This window comes from Streptomyces spongiae (assembly GCF_009377185.1).
In the GTDB taxonomy this organism is placed as follows: domain Bacteria; phylum Actinomycetota; class Actinomycetes; order Streptomycetales; family Streptomycetaceae; genus Streptomyces; species Streptomyces spongiae.
In genome coordinates, this window is record NZ_VJZC01000177.1 from 1 (window position 1) to 17,007 (window position 17,007).

Consider the following 17,007-nt stretch of genomic DNA (forward strand, 5'->3'; position numbering starts at 1 on the left):
GGCCTGTCCTGTGGACAGGGCCGGGCCGCCTGCCGCCGCGTGCGCGGTCGGTGCTGCGTGGACGAGCGGGGCGGCGGCCGCGGCCCCGGCGGCGAGACTCAACAGACGGCGGCGGGTGGGGGGTTGGGACATGCTCGGACTCCGATCATCGGTCGTCGGACTCAGGTCGTCGGACTCAGGTCGTCGGACTCAGGTCGTCGATCTCAGGTCGTCGGTCTCAAGTCGTCTGTCTCAAGTCGTCTGTCTCAAGTCGTCTGTCTCAGCGGGCGTGGGAGGGGTCACCGGGCGGTCATGGCGGGGCGGTCACGGTGACGTTCGCCGTGGCGCGGTAGGTGGTGCCCGCCACGGTTCCCTTCACCTCGAAGGTTCCGGGCTCGGCGTACTGGTCCGGCTTCACCGGGTCCCAAGTGACGGCGATCCGGCTGTCCTTGGAGCCGTCGTTGTACGTCGCGACCACGGTGGACGGGAGCGTGGGCGCCGTACCGGCCCGGGTGGTGAGGCGTTCCTCGGCGATGCTGGTGATCTCGACGGCGTCGGTCTGCCGCACCCACACGGTCGCGGTGACGGGTTGCGCTGCCCCGTCGGCGAGCCCCGTGATCCGTACGCTGGTACCTCCTTCGGCGACCTGGTCCTCGGTGAGGGCGGGCCAGGCCACGGGCGAGCGCGCCGTGGAGCCGTCGGCGTAGACCAGCGTCACCTGGCCGGGCAACTCGGGGATCCTGCCGCGCGGGGTGGGGACGTGGACCTCGCGCACGGACTCCGGTGTCTCGGCGTACACCTTCCACTCCTGGACGCCGAGGGCCAGGTTCGGGTGGCCCGTCAGCCGGGCGCGCAGGGCCGTGGTGGTGACGGGGGTGAAGGTGGTCCTGTTGTAGCGGTCCTCGGCAGTGCCGTAACCGCTGGGCGAGGCGACCTCGCGCCAGGTGTCGCCGTCCTTGTACTCGATGACCCAGGACGCCGGAACGCCGACGCCGTCCTCCGCGCCGGGCTGCGCGTCACGGAAGAAGTACAGGTCGGAGCCGTCCACACGGACCGGGTCGTCCCAGGTGTACTGGACCCACTGGGTGCCCTTCTGGGGCCAGCTGCCCCAGCGCGGGGCGTCGGACGAAGAGGCGGGTTCCCGGCCGTCGTTGATGGCGGCGATGGATTCCCAGCCCGAGGTGTAGGAGGCGGTGGGTGTGGCGAAGGGCGCCACGTTCACCTGCCCGTCGGACAAACCCTCCGCCTTGACCACAACCCTCTTCGACGACTGCAACTCACCGTCGGTGGCCGTGAGTTCCAGGGTGTACGTACCCGCCTTGGTGAAGCGGGCGACGGTCGTCGAGGCGCGCGGCTCGTCGAAGATGACGGTGCCGCCTTCGGGTCCGTCCGTCGCCTGCCACGAGGCGGAGAGCTTCCGCTCCGGGAGGCCGTCGTCCTCGACGATCCCTGTCAGCCTGACCTGGCCCGGACGGCTGTACGTGGTGTCCCGCCACGCCTCGACGTACGGGGCCTGGTTCCGGGCTGCCGGGGGCCGGACGCCGGTGGCGAACGCCTGGATCTCCTTCAGGCCGCTGGTGTGGCCGTCCCGGTGACGCATCAGCACCCGTAGCTTCTGGGTCGTCACCTTCTCGAAGCGCACCTGGTTGAGGTTGGCTCTCGGGTTGACGGGTGACTTGGCGGGGCGGGCCACGTCCTTCCACTGCCCGTCGCCGTCCTGGTACTGCACGGTGTAGAGGGCGGGCTCGGCGTATCCGCCCGGCCGTTTGTCGCTGTAGAAGTAGAGCCCGACGTCGTCGACCGCGCGTCTGCGCCCGAAGTCGATCTCGTACCAGTCCTCGCTGTTGCCCGAGCCTCGGGCGCCCCAGTACGGCTCGTTGATGGTGAAGCCGTCGACGGCGCCGGACACGCCCCGCCCCTGGGCCTCGTGGGAGGCACGGGCCGTGGCACCGGCCGCGAGGTTCTCCTTGGCCACGCCCGTCAGGTCCCGGCCGGCCTTGGCGAACAGGTCGGTGACGCGGTCCTTCCGGCCGTACTCGACGTCCTGCGGTCCCGGTACTCCGGCACGCAGGCCGGTGACGCGGGCCTTGGCGCCTCCCCCGTCGGGGAACGTGACCTTGCGGGTGGCGGGGTCGTAGACGAGGTGGGTGAGCCGGTCGGCGGTGAAGGCGAGTTTTCCGTCGAGGTAGAGGGAGTAGCCCTCGGGCACTTGGCGGCCGTACGGCCGTTTCCCGTCGCCCGGTTCGTCCCAGAGGACGGCCACGTCGGTGCCGCGGTAGTTGATGTCGGTGACGGCGAAGTGCGGCCAGTCGATGTCGATGGGCCAGAGCTCGATCTTCCGGTCGTCGCGCGGCCGGAAGCCCATCGCGTCCTCGATCACGGTCCAGTTGGTGGTGCCGAGGATGGTGTGGTGGATCCAGGAGCGGTAGCCGATCTTCTGCGGGTCGGCGCTGCCGTCGGCCCAGAACTCGTTCTGGTCGGGCCACCGGTTGTCGCCGTCGACGTAGTGGGCCCAGGCGTTCCAGGACAGCAGCTTCTTGTACCAGCTGTTGTCGATGTATTTGTTCGGGTACTTCCGCAGCACCGAGGCGAGGAAGCGGAAGGTGACGGTGGAGTTGATGACGGAGAAGTTGTTGCTTCCCGGGTGCCCCTGCTCCGCCGCTTCCGCCTTGTCGGCCTGGTTTGCCGTGAAGAACGGGAAGACCGGGTACTGCTTGTCGTCCGCCCACAGCCGGAGGGCTTCGAGGTACTGGGGGTCCTCGTCGGGCGTGGGCATCAGGCCCACGCTGTACGGGTAGTAGTTGTTGATCTCCTTCCAGGGCACCAGGGTGTCGCTGGCCACGTGCCGGTGCTTGAGCAGTTTGTCCTTCGGGTCCCACAGGTACTTCAGGACGGCGTCCTTGACCCGCTTCGCGACGCCGCGCATCTCGTCGGCCTTGCCCGTCTCGCCGAGCAGTTCGTACGCGCGGGCCGCCGCTGTCGCGTTGCTGTACACGTACGCCGACTCGGCGCGGTCGAGGTTGCCCGGCTTCCAGTCGAACGACACCGCGTCGGCGTCGTTTCCGGTCATGGCGCCCCAGTCGTACTCGATCAGTCCGTTGCCGTCGTGGTCGTAGTTCTCCAACTGGCCCCGGACGTCCTTCTCGGCGTACCGCGCGAGGTTGCGCACGATGCCGTCGGGCCCGCCGTGCACCTGGTAGGAGCGCCAGGCCGCCTCGGAGATGTACTGGGTGTAGCTGTTGGACCAATTCTCCGGGTCGCCCGGGTTGTCGGTGTACTTGCCGTTCTTCGAGACCTCTCCGGCCGACACCCAGGGGCCGTACGAATAGCTCGGGTCACGCAGGTACTTGAGGTCGTCGACGAACATGCCGACGGTCAGGGCGATGGCGTTGTTGTAGCCGAGCGCGCCCTCCATGGAGGTGGGGAACTGGTAGTCGTTGCCCGGGATGTCGGCGTCGAGGTAGTTGTACCGCAGCAGCCACCAGCGGTAGTACAGCGTCTTCTCGATGTTGTCGTCCGGGACGTCGAGGTAGGGCAGGTTCTCGGCCCACCAGCGGTTGTACGTCTGCACGTGGGTGCGGAAGGCGGCGGCCGGGGTCGCGGTGCGCACAGTGTCGTACTCGGGGCGGGAGCGGGCGATCTCCTCGGTGACGAAGCCGAGTTGGACCTTGGTGGTGACGGTGCCGCCCGCGGGCAGCGCGAGGGAACGCGTCAGGGCCTCGCCGTCAGAGGCGGGTGCGGGTGCCATGCCGTCGCCGCTGAGTCGCGGGAAGACGGTGGTGAGGTTGTTCTTCGCGGCCACCGCACCGGTGAGTTCACGGCCTTCGGCGGTCGTGGTGTACGGGGACGCGGCACGCAGCGTGACCTCGCGGCGGGCGGAACCGGTGTTGGTGAGGGTCAGGTTCGTCACGGCGACGTTCGCGTCGGTGATGAACTTGGTCTGGGTCACCCTCAGCCCGGTGCCCTCGTGCGTGAACACACTGCGCCAGTAACTGGGCGTCTGGGTACGGGCGTCGGTGTCCTCGCGCAGGGTGAGGTTCTCGCCGCCCACGGCCAGGGTGACGGTGTACGCGGACCGGTTGTCGATGCTCTCCCAGTAGGCGACCTTGCCGCCGAACCCGAGCCGGGCCGGGTCGTGCTCCTTCATGAACACGGCCCGGCCCCGCGTGAACAGCCAGTCGCCGGCGGGGTCCTCGCCCTTGCGGGCCAGCATGCGGTCCATCCAGAAGTCGGTGCCGTTCCCGGCCTTCCGGTCGGCCTCGAACTGAGCGCGCAGTGTGCGGCGGACGGAGAAGCCGGCGGGTAACTCCGGTACGGGATCGGCGGATCCGGAGTAGACCGGGTGGCCGATGGCCGAGTTGTCCGCCTCGGCCGGGGCGACGGCCGCGAGCGAGGCGAGCAGCCCGAGAGCCAGCGCTCCGGCCAGGGTTCTGCGACGGTGCCGTCTTCTCGGCCTGTGCACGACTTCCTCCAGGTGAGCGGTGTCTACGGTTCTGTGGTCCGCTGCCGGGTCGTAGGCAGCCAGACGCGCATCGTCGAGGGCCCACGGTTCGCCCAGGAGTGGTAGGGCACCAGAACGATCTGCGTGCGGTCGGCAGTGCTCACCGCGGGGCGGTCGAGCGGTTCGTACGGCCATGGCTCGTCGCTCTGTTCGGCGTGCGCGGCGACTTCTCCGGCCACGACGACCTTGTCGCCCGCGTCCTCCGGCTCCACGGACGGGTCGACCTGAACGGTGTCGACGTCGCGCCCGTCCGGCAGGTCCACGGACTCGGCGCAGTACACCAGCGGTCCGCGCTGGACGGCCACCGTGCCGCGTACCGCGTCGACGCGTGGGTCAGCCCGGACCCAGCGCGGGGTCACGGGCAGTTCGAGCCGCACCTCGTCACCGGGCCGGAAGACCCGCGTGACGTCGGCGGTGCCCGGCGGGACGACGCGGCGTGTGCCGTCCGGTTCGGTCAGCGATGCCGTGGCACCCGCCGTCCACTCGGGGACGCGCAGCGACAGGGTCCAGGGGCGGTCCGGGGACCTGACGATCCGCACGGCCACCGTCCCGCCGGACGGGTAGTCGCTACGGACCCGGAGCGCGACGCCGTGGCCGTCGGCGAGGGAGGTGGCGATCTCGGCGTCGGCGTACTGGTGCAGTTGTACGCCGTGGTCGTCCACCGTCGCGACGTACGCGGGCAGTTGGGCCAGCGTCCGCGCCACGTTGGTCGGGCAGCAGGACACCGCGAACCAGGGTGCGCGCAGGCTCGACTCGGCGCGCGGGCTGTCGGTGTCCGTGGCGGGCACGGCACCTCGGGTGCGCCGGTGCAGGGTGTTGGCGTAGAAGAAGGCCCGGCCGTCGTCGGACGGGGAGGTCGCGACCACGTTGAACAGGGTCCGCTCGGCCAGGTCCGCGAAGCGCGGCTCGCCGGTGGCCAGCAGCAGCCGCCAGCTGAGCATCACGGAGGCGACTCCCGCGCAGGTCTCCGAGTAGGCGCGGTCCGGCGGCAGCACGAAGTCGTCGCCGAATGCCTCGTCCCGGTGGTGCGAGCCCATGCCTCCGGTCAGGTGGGTCCGCCGGGCGACCGCCGCCTCCCACTGCCGTACGACCGCGGCGAGCAGGGCGTCGTCCCCGGTCTCCACGGCGACATCTACGGCACCGGCCGCGAGGTAGAGGGCACGTACGGCGTGTCCGCGCAGCACGGTGGCGTCCCGCACGGGCATGTCGTCCTGGAAGTAGGCGCGGCCGAACTCGATGTCGGCGAGGGTGTGGTGGCCGCGGCGGTCGACGAAGAGGGCCGCCTGGTCGAGGTAGCGCTGCTCCCCGGTCAGCCTGGCCAGTTCCACCAGGGCGGTCTCGATCTCCGGGTGCCCGCAGACGCCCTCGATGCCGCCCGGGCCGAAGGTGGCGCACACGTGGTCGGCCGCCCGCCGGGCGATCTTCGCCAGCTCGCCCTCGCCCCGGGCTCGGGCCTGGGCCACGCCCGCCTGGATGAGGTGCCCGTAGCAGTACAGCTCGTGGCCCCATTCGAGGTCGCTGTAGCGGGGCTGCTGTCCGGGGTGGCCGAAGGCGGTGTTCAGGTAGCCGTCCGGTTGCTGGGCGCGTGCGACGATTTCGGTGAGTGCGGCCGCGTCCGCGTCGAGGGTGCTGCCGGATCCGCCGCTCCCGCCGCTACCGGCCTCCCAGGCCATGGCTTCCAGCAGTTTGTACATCTCGGAGTCGGCGAACTCGCGTCCGCGCCGGTCCCGATCGATCCGGCCCTCGGCGACGGCCCGGAAGTTGCCCGTCCAGCCGACGCGTTCCATCCAGTCACGGCAGTGGCCGAGTGTGGCCGTCGCGTTGGTGTGCCTGCGCCGGGCCCAGAAGCCTCCGGTGATCCTGACCTCGTCCAGACCGAGCGGCCGCAGTCGGCCCCGGGTGGGCGCCACCGGCAGTACGGTGGGCCGCGTCGTGTTCTCCCTCACCAGTTCATGCCTTCGGTTTGTCCCTTCGGTCGTGGATGTGTGCCGCGGGGTGCGGGCCTTCAGCCTGTGAGCAGGTGCTTCAGCCTTTGAGTAGGCGCTTCAGCCCTTGAGCGCGCCCGACATGAATCCCCGTATGTAGTGCCGTTGCAGCAGCAGGAAGAGGAGGAGGCAGGGCACGGCGAGGACGACCACGCCCGCCTCGGTGGCGCCGTAGTCGACGGCGCCCATGCTCTGTTGCCGCAGGTTCGCGATGGCCAGCGGCAGGGGTGCCTTCTCGCTGTCGGAGATGAGGATCAGCGGTGCGATGAAGTCGTTCCAGGCGGCGAGGAAGGCGAAGAGCCCCACGGTGATCAGCCCCGGTCGCACCGCCGGGAGCAGGACCCGGCGCAGCGCGCCCGCCGTGCCGCAGCCGTCGACGAGCGCGGACTCCTCCAGTTCGCGCGGCACCGCCTCGAAGGAGATCCGCATCATGAAGGTGGCGAACGGCAGTTGGAACATGGCCAGGACGAGGCCCAGCCCGACCAGCGAGTTCTGCAGGTGGAGCCTGCCGAGCAGCACGTAGAGCGGGATGAGAAGCGTGGCGTACGGGACCATGAGGATGGCCAGGGTGAGCAGGAACAGCACGTTCTTGCCGGGGAAGTCGAATCGGGCGAAGGCGTAGCCACCCAGCAGTGACACGCCGAGGGTCAGGGCGACGGTCAGTGCCGAGACGACGGTGCTGTTGAGGAGGTACTGCCACAGGCCCGCGTCGTAGTCGAGCAACGTCCTGTAGTTGCCGAGGCCGTAGCCGGACTCCTGCGCGGTGCCGGGCTGTCCGCTGACCGAGGCCCAGGTGTTCCACAGCAGGGGGAACAGGAAGATGACGGCCAGACCTCCGGCGACGACGTAGTGGGGCGTGCGGCCCAGGGCGCGGGTGAGCACCGTGGTGTCCCTTCGTGGCGGGGTGGGGGTCATGGTCATGACTCGTCGGCGTGGCGGAGACCGCGGAACTGGAGGACGTTGAGCAGGAGCAGCACCGCCAGCACGATGATCGAGAGGGCCGCCGCGGTGCCGAGGTTCAGCCGCTGGAAGGCCTCCCGGTAGATCAACTGGACGACGGTGACCGTGCTGTTGTCCGGTCCACCCTTGGTGAGGATGAAGAACTGGTCGAAGGCGAGCAGCGATCCGGTCACGCAGAGCAGCAGGGTCAGGGCGAGGGACGGACGCAGCAGCGGCAGCGTGATGGACCGGAAGATCTGGCCGCGGCTCGCGCCGTCCATCCGAGCCGCCTCGTACACCTCGTGGGGGATGCGCTGGAGGCCCACGAGCAGGATCAGCATGTAGAAGCCGGCGAACTTCCAGACGATGAGGAAGACGGTCGACAGGAGGGCTGACGTGGGTGTGCCGAGGAAGGACACCGGGTCGTCGACGAGGCCGAGCTCTTCCAGTACGCGGCTGAGCGGGCCGGTGGTGGGGCTGTACAGCCCCCAGAACAGCAGGGAGGCGGAGGCCAGGCCCAGGGCGCTGGGCAGGAAGTAGACCGTACGGAAGAAGCCGGCGCCGGGACGGGACTCCTGCACCAGCAGGGCGAGGAGGAGCGCGAGCCCGAGGAGGACGACCGTGACGATCACGGTGTAGAGGAGGGTGAAACGCACCGCGGGCCAGAAGAGGGTGCTCTCGGTGACGTCGGTGTAGTTCTCGGGGGCGTTGACGCCCCGGTCTCCCGACAGCAGGGGCCAGTCGCTGAGGGACATCTGCCCTACGAGCAGCAGCGGCAGCACGAAGAAGACAGCGACGAACACGGCGGTGGGCGCCGCGTACCCGAGGCCCTTCACCTTCCGGGACCGCCACCAGCGGGGCGCCGTCGCGCGGAGCGGGCGGGTCCGTCGATCCGGCCGGGACGGCGGGCGTTCGGCCGCCGTCCGGTCGGGCGCCTTCACGTGCATGGGTCTCCTCTGCCGTGGGACGTGAGAGGGGGTGCGTGCGGTGGCCCCGGCCCGGTGCCTCAGCTCCGAGCCGGAGCGCCGGTGCCGCTCAGTCGGCCAGCGAAGCGCTGACCGCCTCGTTGTCCTTGTCCACGGACCCCCCGTCGCCGAAGACGGCGTCGCGCATGAGGGTCAGCCAGGGGCCGTTGGGGTCGTTGAAGGTCTGGCCGAACTTCAGCGCGTACGGGGTACGGCCGTGCGCCACGAGTTCGTTGATCGTCACCAGCCGCGGATCCGCCTTGGAGTACTTGTTGGACGCCAGATCGGTGCGCGCCACGACGTCCTTGTGCGCGGCGACCACGTCGACCTGGGCTTCGTCGCCCAGCGACCAGGCGAGGAAGTTCCAGGCCTGGTCGGCCGACTTGCTGGTGGCGGAGATACCGACGGCGTCACCGCCGACGAAGGTGGACTTGCCGCCGTCGGGTCCTGGGATGGGCGCGACCCCGAGGTCGAGGTCCTTGGGCATCAGCCCCAGGGTGGTCGACGGCATGGGCATCACACCGACCTTGCCCTTCGGGAAGACCCCGGTCCAGGTCGTGCCCGTCTCGTCGCGCGCGCCGGGGGCCGCGATGTCGTCCTTCACCCAGCCGCGGTAGGTGTCGTAGACCTTCTTGGCGGTGCCGGAGGAGAGTTGTGCCTCGGTTCCCTCCTTGTTGAGTACGTCCTCGCCGGCTGCCCAGATGGACGGCCACCAGGTGAAGACGCCGCAGCCACCGCAGTTCCCGCCGAAGAACGTGCCGTTGACGCCTCCGCCCAGCGCGTCCACGGCCCGGGCCTGCTGATCCCATTCACGCAGGGTCGTGGGCGGCTTCTCGGGGTCGAGCTCGGCCCGCCGGTACAGCTCCTTGTTGTAGAAGAGCACCGACAGGTCCAGCGTGTGCGGCACGACGTACTTCTTGCCCTCGTACGTACCGGCCTTGATGTGCGACTGGGCCAGGTGCTCGGCGAACGGCAGCGCCTCGACGCGTTCGGTGATGTCGGCGAAGAGCGCGCTGGAGGTGTAGTTCGGTACGAACACCACGTCGGAGGCGAACAGGTCGGGAAGGTCGCGGGAGCCCGCGGCGGCTCCGACCTTGGCCTGGTAGTCGTCGGTCGGGATGACGGTCAGGTCGATCTTGTTCTTGTGGCTCGCGTTGTACGCCTTGACGAGGGCCTCGCTCTGCGGCCGGGTCGCCGCACGCGTCCACATCGTCAACTTGGTGCCGTCGTCGGCACCCTTGGCATCCGCGGCTCCGCTACCTCCCCCACCGCCGGATCCGTCCTCCCCCGACCCGCATGCCGTGACCAGACTCGCGGCGGCGAGGAGTGCGATGGAGCCGGTGACGAGGCGGCGTAAGCGTCCGAGCGGTCCGGCCGTGCTCCCCATGGTCGATCCCCCCTGGTGGGCGGCGGGCCCTGGGCAGGCCGGCCGGTCGGGACGATGGATGTGGTGGCACTGAACTCTGCGACGAAGAATCGGTGACGAAGCCCGGTGACGAACTCACCGCGACAGAAATGAACCGAAAAGGCTTTCAGAGACGCTAGAACTCGACTCACCAACCGTCAATCCCCTTGCGGAAACCGTCTCTACGCGTGCGGGACGCACATGGAGTCAGGTGCTCGAAACCCATTGGTATGCCACGACCGAAAGGTTTCCCGTACTGTTTTCCGCGCGGCGTGCCACGCCCGACGGGTGTCGGCGCGCGACGCGAGACAGGAGAAGACCCATGGCACAGGCCACCGGCCCCTCTCGTTCGCAGCCCGCCACGCTCAGCGATGTCGCCCGGCTGGCGGGCGTGTCCGTCGCCACCGCCTCCAAGGCCCTCAACGGCCGCAGCCAGGTGCGCGCGGAGACCAGACAGCGGGTGATCGAAGCGGCCGAGCGGCTGCGGTTCCGGCCCAACCAGGTGGCCCGTGGTCTGCTGGCCGGGCGGACGGGCACCGTCGGTCTGCTCACCAGCGATCTGGAGGGACGGTTCAGCATCCCGATCCTCATGGGCGCCGAGGACGCGTTCGGAGCGGGCGAGGTCGCGGTGTTCCTCTGCGACGCCCGGGGGGACGCGATCCGGGAGCAGCACCACGTCCGCGCGCTGCTAGGACGCCGGGTCGACGGCCTCATCGTGGTGGGCAGCCGGACCGACCCGCGTCCGTCCCTGGGGCGTGAACTGCCCGTGCCCGTCGTCTACGCGTACGCGCCGTCGGAGGACCCGGAGGATCTGTCCATCGTGCCCGACAGCGTCGGCGCGGGCCGGATCGCGGTGGACCATCTGCTCGCGTGTGGCCGTACCCGGATCGCGCACATCACCGGCGACCCCGGGTACCTCGCGGCGCGGGAGCGGGCCGAGGGGGCCCGGGCCGCGCTCGCCGACGCCGGCCTCGCCCTGGTCGGCGAACCGCGGTTCGGGGCGTGGTCGGAGGGCTGGGGGCGGGCCGCCACCGCGATGCTGCTCGACCAGCATCCGGACGTGGACGCCGTGCTGTGCGGCAGCGACCAGATAGCCCGTGGCGTCATGGACGTCCTGCGCGAGCGCGGCCACCGTGTGCCCGAGGAGGTGGCGGTCATGGGTTTCGACAACTGGCGGGTCCTGACCTCCGCCTCCCGCCCGCCGCTGACCAGCGTCGACATGAACCTCGAACAGGTCGGCCGAGCTGCCGCGCACGCCCTGTTCACGGCGATCGGCGGGGCACGGCGTTCGGGGGCCGAGAGCCTGCCCTGCCGGGTGGTGATCCGGGGGTCCACCGCGCCGTTGTCCTGAGCGGCACGCCGTCAACCCGGGCCCGTTCTCCGGCTCCGCCCCACCCTGGCGTGCGGCCCTGAGTGGGTCGGTCGGTACGCTGCCAGGCGTGCGGGACACGCGGTCCCGCATCCTTGCCCGCCGCCCCCTTCCGTTTCCGCGACGGTGACGGAACCCGACCCGCTGAAGGCCCGATCCGATGCGTACGCACTGCCTGCGAGGACCCGGCTCGCCGGCGTCCGGGCGGCTGCGCGGGCTCAGGGCCGGGGTGCTCGCGGTGCTGTGCGTGTTGCTGCCGCTGGCCGGGCACGTGCTGTCGCAGGGGCACGCACCCCAGTGGGTCGTCGTGGCCGCCACGGCGGCTGTCGCGACGCCCGGTGCGGTGGTGCTGACACGGCATCGGCTGACGGACAGCCAGTTGCTCGGCACGCTTCTCCTCGCGCAACTCGCCTACCACGTCGCCTACTCGCTGCCGGGTGCCTGCGCCGCCGTGGCGGGGCAGGACGGCTCGCTGGGCGGTCCGCTCCGGCTCATCGAGCACGACGCGGCCGCCGGGCCGCCTTCCTGTGTGCTGCTCGCCGGTCACCTGGTCACCCTGCTGCTCACCGCCCGTCTGCTGGGCGTCACAGAGCGGCTGCTGTGGCAGAGCACGTCGCTCCTCGCGGTCGTACGGTGTCTGCTGCTGTTCCTCTGGCCGCGGTTCGATGGCCGTCACGGGACTGGTCCGCGGGTCGTGGTCCCCGAGAGTTCCTCGTCGTTGATGTCCGTGCTGCTGGTGCGGCTGCACGCGGGCAGGGCGCCGCCCGGCCGCGGGCACGGTCCGTTCGTCCTTCTCCGGCCGACGCCGATCGGCGCTCTCCACCTGCCCTGACGGGCGTGACGGGAGGGCCGCCCGGCGGGCCGGTCCTCCTCGTCCCGGCGGCTCCGGCCGACGGGTGTCCCAGAGAGTTTTCCGCGTCATGTACGTCACTGACCGGCGTGCCGTCCGTACGGCGGCACGTGTCCTCGTCCTGCCCGCGACTCTGGCGGCCCTGGCCGTCTCCGTGCCGCGGGCCGCGGCCCACACCGAACTCGACGCCAGCAGCCCGGGCGCGAACACCACGCTCGCCGGGCTGCCACCAAGCGTCACGCTGACCTTCAGCGACACGATGGCCGAGAAGTACGCCAAGGTCGCCGTCACCGGCCCCGACGGAACGTCGGCCGCCACGGGCGAGCCCCAGGTCGCGGGGAAGGCGGTCACCCTCGCGCTGGATCCCGCCGCTTCCCCCGGGCGCTACACGGTGGGGTACCGAGTCGTCTCCGCCGACGGCCATCCGGTCTCGGGGGCCTACTCGTTCACCGTCAAGGCCGCCGGCAGCCCCAGTCCGGCACCGCGAGCGACGGAGTCGGACAGTGCGGCCGCTCCCGCTCCCCGCACCGCCGAGCAGGCCGCGCCGGACGGGACCGGCGGGGAGCCCGACGGGTCGAGCGTTCCCGTTCTCGCGGCGGTCGGTGTGCTGGCCCTGGCGGTCGTGGGGACGGTCGTCGCGTGGCGGAAGCGAGCGCGTCATGGCCACTGAGACCACCACCAGGACCAAGCGCCTGCCGCGGCTGCCACGGCTGCCGCTCGTGCTGGCCGGGTCGGTCGGGCTCGCCGCCGCCGTCGCCGCGGTCGCGGTGTGGTCCGGCGGCGGAACCGCGACCGCGATCCCCGGGATCCCGGATGCCGGGGCGCTGACCGCCTGGGGCCTGCCGGTGGCCCGTACCGTCACGAACGCGGCCGCCACGGCGACCGTGGGCGCGCTGCTGCTGGTCGCCGTGCTGCTGCCGGGCGGCAGGGAACTCGGCCCGGCCCAACTGCGCTATCTCGCGTGGGCCGCCGCGGCCGCCGTGCTGTGGGCCGTGGCGTCGGCAGCCACGCTCGCGTTCCTGCTCTCGGACCTGTTCGCCCAGCCGGTCGCCGAGGTCCTCTCCCCCGCCGTACTGGCGGACTTCGTCGCCACGGACGCCCAGGGCCGTTCATACGCGCTGATGACCGGGGCCGCCGGCGTGATCGCGACGCTCGGCGTGGGGATCGGCACGGCCCGCTGGGCCCGTCTGGCGCTCGTCGTCGCGCTGATCGGCCTCCTGCCGCCCGCGTTCACCGGGCACTCCTCGGAGGCGGGCAACCATGACGCCGCGGTCACCAGTCTCGCCCTGCATCTGCTCGGTGTCGCGGTGTGGGTCGGCGGACTCGTCTTCGTCCTGGTCGTGGTCGCGCGCCGGGAGGAGCAGGCGGTGGACGCGGTCCGGCGTTTCAGCCCGCTTGCCGCATGGGCGCTGCTCGCGGTCGCCGCCAGCGGCATCGTGAACGTAGCGGTCCGACTCCCCTCCCCGGGGGACGCGTTCACCAGCCGGTACGGGCTGATGGTCCTCGCCAAGACGATGGCGCTCGCCGCTCTGGGCGGCGTCGGCTGGTGGCACCGTCGCCGCACGCTGCCCGCTCTGAAGGACGGTGCGCGGCGGGGCTTCGTCCGCCTGGCCGCCGGTGAACTCCTGCTCATGGCGGCGGCGATCGGTCTCGCCGTGGGGCTGTCCCGCACGCCTGCCCCCGGCGCCGGCGACGCCTCGGTCTCGGCCACCGACGAACTGCTGGGTTTCACCATGCCTCCGCCGCTCGGCGACTTCCCGTGGCCCGGGCTGTTCACCCGGTGGCACTTCGATCCGCTGTTCGCGTTCGGCACGGCCGCCGCCGCGCTGCTGTACCTGGCAGGGGTACGGAAGTTGCGTGCCCGGGGCGACACATGGCCCGTCGGGCGGACGGTCTCCTGGCTGCTCGGCATGGCGGTGACCGTGCTCGCCACGATGAGCGGGCTCGCGGTGTACGGCAAGGTGCTGTTCAGCGTGCACATGGGCCAGCACATGATCCTCGCGATGACCGTGCCGATCCTGCTCGTCCTCGGTGCGCCCGCCACGCTCGCGCTACGGGCCCTGCCCGCCGCTGCGAAGGGGGAGCCGGACGGCCCCCGGGAAGTGCTGCTGAAGCTGCTGCACAGCCGCTATGTCAAGGTCGTCTCGCATCCGGCCGTGGCGGGACTGCTGTTCATCGGCAGTGCCTTCGCCGTCTACTACACCTCGCTCTTCGAGACGCTGATGCGCAGCCACCTCGGGCACATGGTCATGCTGGTGCACTTCCTCGCCGCGGGTCTGCTGTTCTTCTGGGTCGTCATCGGGATCGACCCCGGGCCGCGCCGCCCTCCTCATCTGGGCCGGCTGTTCGTGCTGATCCTGACGATGCCGTTCCACTCCTGGTTCAGCATCTCGCTGATGAGTTCCAGCGACCTGATCGGCGCGGGCTGGTGGACGCTGCTCGACCGGCCCTGGGTCGCGGACGCGATGGACGACCAGTACAACGCGGGGGCCATCGCCTGGGCGACCGGCGACATCCCCGTCCTCCTCACCACGATCATCCTGGCCGTCCAGTGGGTCCGCTCCGACCAGCGCGAAGCCCGCCGCATCGACCGGCAGATCGACCGCGGCGACGGCAACGACCCACTCGCCGCCTACAACGCCTACCTGGCGAGCCTGCACGCCCGCGACGGGCGCCCCGCCCACCCCGCCACGACCGCGCCCACGCCCACGCACACCGGCAAGACCAAGTACAGCGAGGAATCATGAAGAAGCTCGGGAAACACCTCGTCGTCGCCGCGGTGATCGTGGCCGGCTTCGCCGCCGCGCTCGGCGCGTTCCTCCTGTTCTCGCCCGACGACCGTGACGCCGGCGGCGTCAACGCGCGGCCCGCGGCCCAGGCCCTGCCCGTCCGCGGCGACAGCCACCGCCTCAGTGACCCGAAGAAGAGCGAGCTGACGGTCGTCGAGTTCCTCGACTTCGAGTGCGAGGCGTGCGGGGCGATGTACCCGGTGGTGGAGAAGCTGCGCGAGGAGTACGGCGGCCGGGTCACCTTCGTCGCCCGCTACTTCCCGATGCCCGGCCACCGCAACGGCGAACTCGCCGCGCGCACCGCCGAGGCCGCCGCCCGCCAGGGCAGGTTCGAGGACATGTACACCAAGCTCTTCACCACCCAGAAGGAGTGGGGCGAGTCCCAGGACTGGAAGGAGTCCGTCTTCCGTGGCTACGCGAAGGAACTCGGCCTGGACATGGACCGGTTCGACGCCGACCTCGCCGACCCCGATGCGGCCGGACGCGTCCAGGACGACCAGCGCGACGGCCTCGGCCTGGGCGTGCAGGGCACCCCGACCTTCTTCGTCGACGGGACCATGATCCCGACGCCCGGCTCCTACGAGGCGTTCAAGGCGCTCATCGACGACCGGCTGTCCAAGTGACCGTGCCAGGCGCTCCGCTTGCCCTTCGCTGAACCACCCCGCGCGACCCGACGTATACGACAAGGTGAAAGCCCGTGACCTCCACCAACCGGATCATCTGATCATGCGGCGTCCGTGACCGGGCACGAGGGATGTACCGGGACAGGCCGGGCCGGTCGGGTGGGAACGTGCGCGCGGGCCGGCCTGTTCGCCGTGCTCGGCACCGTGTTCGCGGCCGTCGGTCACCACGCCGTCGCCGAAGGCGCGGTGCCCTGGCGGCTGGTGGGCGTGGCGATCGTGGCCCAGTTCGCGGCGGTCTGGCCGCTCGCGCGCCGCCACTACACGCCGACCGCGACCATCGCGTTCACGCTGGCGACGCAGGGCGTGCTGCATCTCGCGCTGTCCTCCGCGGACGGCGACCCGCCCGCGGTGGCGCCGTGGCACGCGACGCACGCCGGGCATCTCGCTGCCGCGGCGGGAGACGGCCACGTCTGGCATCACGCCGGAGCGGCGATGACGACCGTCCACGCGGTCACCGCACTGGTCATGGCGTTGCTGCTGAACCGGGCGGACGCACGGATGTCGGCGGCGCTCGGCACGCTGCGCACTCTGGCCGGGGCGGTCGGGACCGCCCTGGCGCAGGTGCTGTCACGACCGGTCGCCGGCACCGGCCCACTGTTGCCGACGCTGCCCGGACGGAGGCCGGGAGCGTTCTTCGAGGTGGCGCTGCGGGCACGGGAGGAAGCACTGGAGCACGTGGTGGTGCGCAGGGGGCCACCGCGGCGGGGGCGTCCTCGCGCTTCACGGTCCCGGTGTTTGCGGGACCGGTTCTTCCCGTATCAGCAAGGAGTTCCCCTGTGTCCATGTCCACGCACGTGTTGGCCCCTGCCGGCCGTCGTGTCGCTCTCGCCGGTGCCGCCGCGCTGACGGCCACGCTCGCCCTGGCCGCACCTGCCGCCGCGCACGCGGAGGTCGAGGCCGACAAGCCCCAGGCCCTCGCCAGGGACGTCACCATCGGCTTCGTGTCCGAGGCCGAGTCCGAGTCCGCGGGCTTCACCGAACTGCGGGTCGTCCTGCCCGAAGGCATCGCTCCTGAGGACGTCACGCTCCGCGAAGCGCCCAAGGGCTGGAAGTTGAAGGCCACCAGCGACGGGTACACCGTCGGCGGCCCCGCCCTGAAGACCGGTGCCAACGCCGAGCACGAGATCAAGGTCCGGCAGCTCCCGGACGCCAAGGAGATCGCGTTCAAGACCGTCGAGACCTACAGCGACGGAAAGATCTCCCGTTGGATCGAACTGCCCTCCGGTGGCGATGAGCCGGAACAGCCCGCGCCGGTCCTGGAGTTGAAGGCCGCTGCCTCCGGTGCCAAGCCGGACGGCCCCAGCTCCGCCCCCACCGAGAGCGAGAAGGCCGACCCGACTCCGTCGACCACCGAGCCGACCGCAGGGGCCACGGACTCCGAGCCCGCCGCCAAAGCCGCCGAGGACGACGGAGGCGGCTCGGCGGGCCTGGTCGTCGGTGGGGTGGTCGTGGCTCTGGCCGTCCTCAGCGGCGGCGCCTGGTGGCTGGTGAAGCGGCGCACCGCGGCGTCGCAGGGCTGACGCGGGCGGGGTGGGGCCGACC

At 71.1% G+C, this 17,007-nt stretch carries 12 protein-coding genes; 7 read left to right on the forward strand and 5 right to left on the reverse strand.

What is annotated here, in order from left to right; all coding sequences use genetic code 11:
* Positions 1-289: 289 nt before the first annotated feature.
* The 5 genes from FNH08_RS53590 to FNH08_RS23275 all read right to left on the reverse strand — a co-directional run bounded on the left by FNH08_RS53590 (position 290) and on the right by FNH08_RS23275 (position 9,756).
* Complete coding sequence (locus tag FNH08_RS53590; RefSeq protein ID WP_152773477.1) at positions 290-4,441, reverse strand: Ig-like domain-containing protein; 4,152 nt, start codon at positions 4,439-4,441, stop codon at positions 290-292.
* Positions 4,442-4,464: 23 nt separating this feature from the next.
* A complete protein-coding gene (locus FNH08_RS23260) occupies positions 4,465-6,426 on the reverse strand; it encodes a glycoside hydrolase family 127 protein (protein WP_322725176.1) in 1,962 nt (653 codons plus the stop codon).
* 99 nt (positions 6,427-6,525) lie between these two features.
* On the reverse strand, positions 6,526-7,347 hold the full coding sequence (locus FNH08_RS23265) for a carbohydrate ABC transporter permease (RefSeq protein WP_322725179.1): 822 nt from the start codon (positions 7,345-7,347) through the stop codon (positions 6,526-6,528).
* A gap of 35 nt (positions 7,348-7,382) precedes the next feature.
* The gene (locus FNH08_RS23270; protein ID WP_152773478.1) at positions 7,383-8,351 is read right to left on the reverse strand and encodes a carbohydrate ABC transporter permease; all 969 of its coding nucleotides are present in this window, start codon (positions 8,349-8,351) and stop codon (positions 7,383-7,385) included.
* An 88-nt stretch (positions 8,352-8,439) separates the two neighbouring features.
* The gene (locus FNH08_RS23275) at positions 8,440-9,756 is read right to left on the reverse strand and encodes an ABC transporter substrate-binding protein (RefSeq protein WP_152773479.1); all 1,317 of its coding nucleotides are present in this window, start codon (positions 9,754-9,756) and stop codon (positions 8,440-8,442) included.
* 340 nt (positions 9,757-10,096) lie between these two features.
* On the opposite strand from FNH08_RS23275, the gene FNH08_RS23280 reads away from it, so the two are divergent.
* From FNH08_RS23280 to FNH08_RS23310, 7 genes are all read left to right on the forward strand, one after another.
* Positions 10,097-11,125 (forward strand): LacI family DNA-binding transcriptional regulator, encoded by a 1,029-nt coding sequence (locus FNH08_RS23280; RefSeq protein WP_152773480.1) that lies wholly within the window; start codon positions 10,097-10,099, stop codon positions 11,123-11,125.
* Positions 11,126-11,303: 178 nt separating this feature from the next.
* Entirely contained in the window at positions 11,304-11,975 is a 672-nt protein-coding gene (locus tag FNH08_RS23285) for a hypothetical protein (protein ID WP_152773481.1), read from the forward strand.
* Positions 11,976-12,063: 88 nt separating this feature from the next.
* Positions 12,064-12,663 carry a copper resistance CopC family protein gene (locus FNH08_RS23290; protein WP_152773482.1) on the forward strand — a complete coding sequence of 200 codons (600 nt, stop codon included), beginning with the start codon at positions 12,064-12,066 and terminating at the stop codon, positions 12,661-12,663.
* Positions 12,653-14,740, forward strand: a complete 2,088-nt coding sequence (locus FNH08_RS23295) for a cytochrome c oxidase assembly protein (RefSeq protein WP_152773483.1) — start codon at positions 12,653-12,655, stop codon at positions 14,738-14,740. The genes FNH08_RS23290 and FNH08_RS23295 overlap by 11 nt, the downstream gene beginning before the upstream one ends.
* On the forward strand, positions 14,737-15,405 hold the full coding sequence (locus FNH08_RS23300) for a DsbA family protein (RefSeq protein WP_152773484.1): 669 nt from the start codon (positions 14,737-14,739) through the stop codon (positions 15,403-15,405). The genes FNH08_RS23295 and FNH08_RS23300 overlap by 4 nt, the downstream gene beginning before the upstream one ends.
* Positions 15,406-15,597: 192 nt before the next feature.
* Complete coding sequence (locus FNH08_RS23305) at positions 15,598-16,311, forward strand: hypothetical protein (RefSeq protein WP_152773485.1); 714 nt, start codon at positions 15,598-15,600, stop codon at positions 16,309-16,311.
* A complete protein-coding gene (locus FNH08_RS23310; RefSeq protein WP_152773486.1) occupies positions 16,248-16,985 on the forward strand; it encodes a DUF1775 domain-containing protein in 738 nt (245 codons plus the stop codon). The genes FNH08_RS23305 and FNH08_RS23310 overlap by 64 nt, the downstream gene beginning before the upstream one ends.
* The last annotated feature ends 22 nt before the right edge of the window (positions 16,986-17,007 follow it).

Excerpts from the sequence above, each read along its gene's own strand:
- FNH08_RS23270 (WP_152773478.1), bottom strand. The coding sequence starts at position 8,351 with ATGCACGTGAAGGCGCCCGACCGGACGGCGGCCGAACGCCCGCCGTCC.
- FNH08_RS23275 (WP_152773479.1), bottom strand. The coding sequence starts at position 9,756 with ATGGGGAGCACGGCCGGACCGCTCGGACGCTTACGCCGCCTCGTCACC.
- FNH08_RS23280 (WP_152773480.1), top strand. The coding sequence starts at position 10,097 with ATGGCACAGGCCACCGGCCCCTCTCGTTCGCAGCCCGCCACGCTCAGC.
- FNH08_RS23285 (WP_152773481.1), top strand. The coding sequence starts at position 11,304 with ATGCGTACGCACTGCCTGCGAGGACCCGGCTCGCCGGCGTCCGGGCGG.
- FNH08_RS23290 (WP_152773482.1), top strand. The coding sequence starts at position 12,064 with ATGTACGTCACTGACCGGCGTGCCGTCCGTACGGCGGCACGTGTCCTC.
- FNH08_RS23295 (WP_152773483.1), top strand. The coding sequence starts at position 12,653 with ATGGCCACTGAGACCACCACCAGGACCAAGCGCCTGCCGCGGCTGCCA.
- FNH08_RS23300 (WP_152773484.1), top strand. The coding sequence starts at position 14,737 with ATGAAGAAGCTCGGGAAACACCTCGTCGTCGCCGCGGTGATCGTGGCC.
- FNH08_RS23310 (WP_152773486.1), top strand. The coding sequence starts at position 16,248 with ATGTCCACGCACGTGTTGGCCCCTGCCGGCCGTCGTGTCGCTCTCGCC.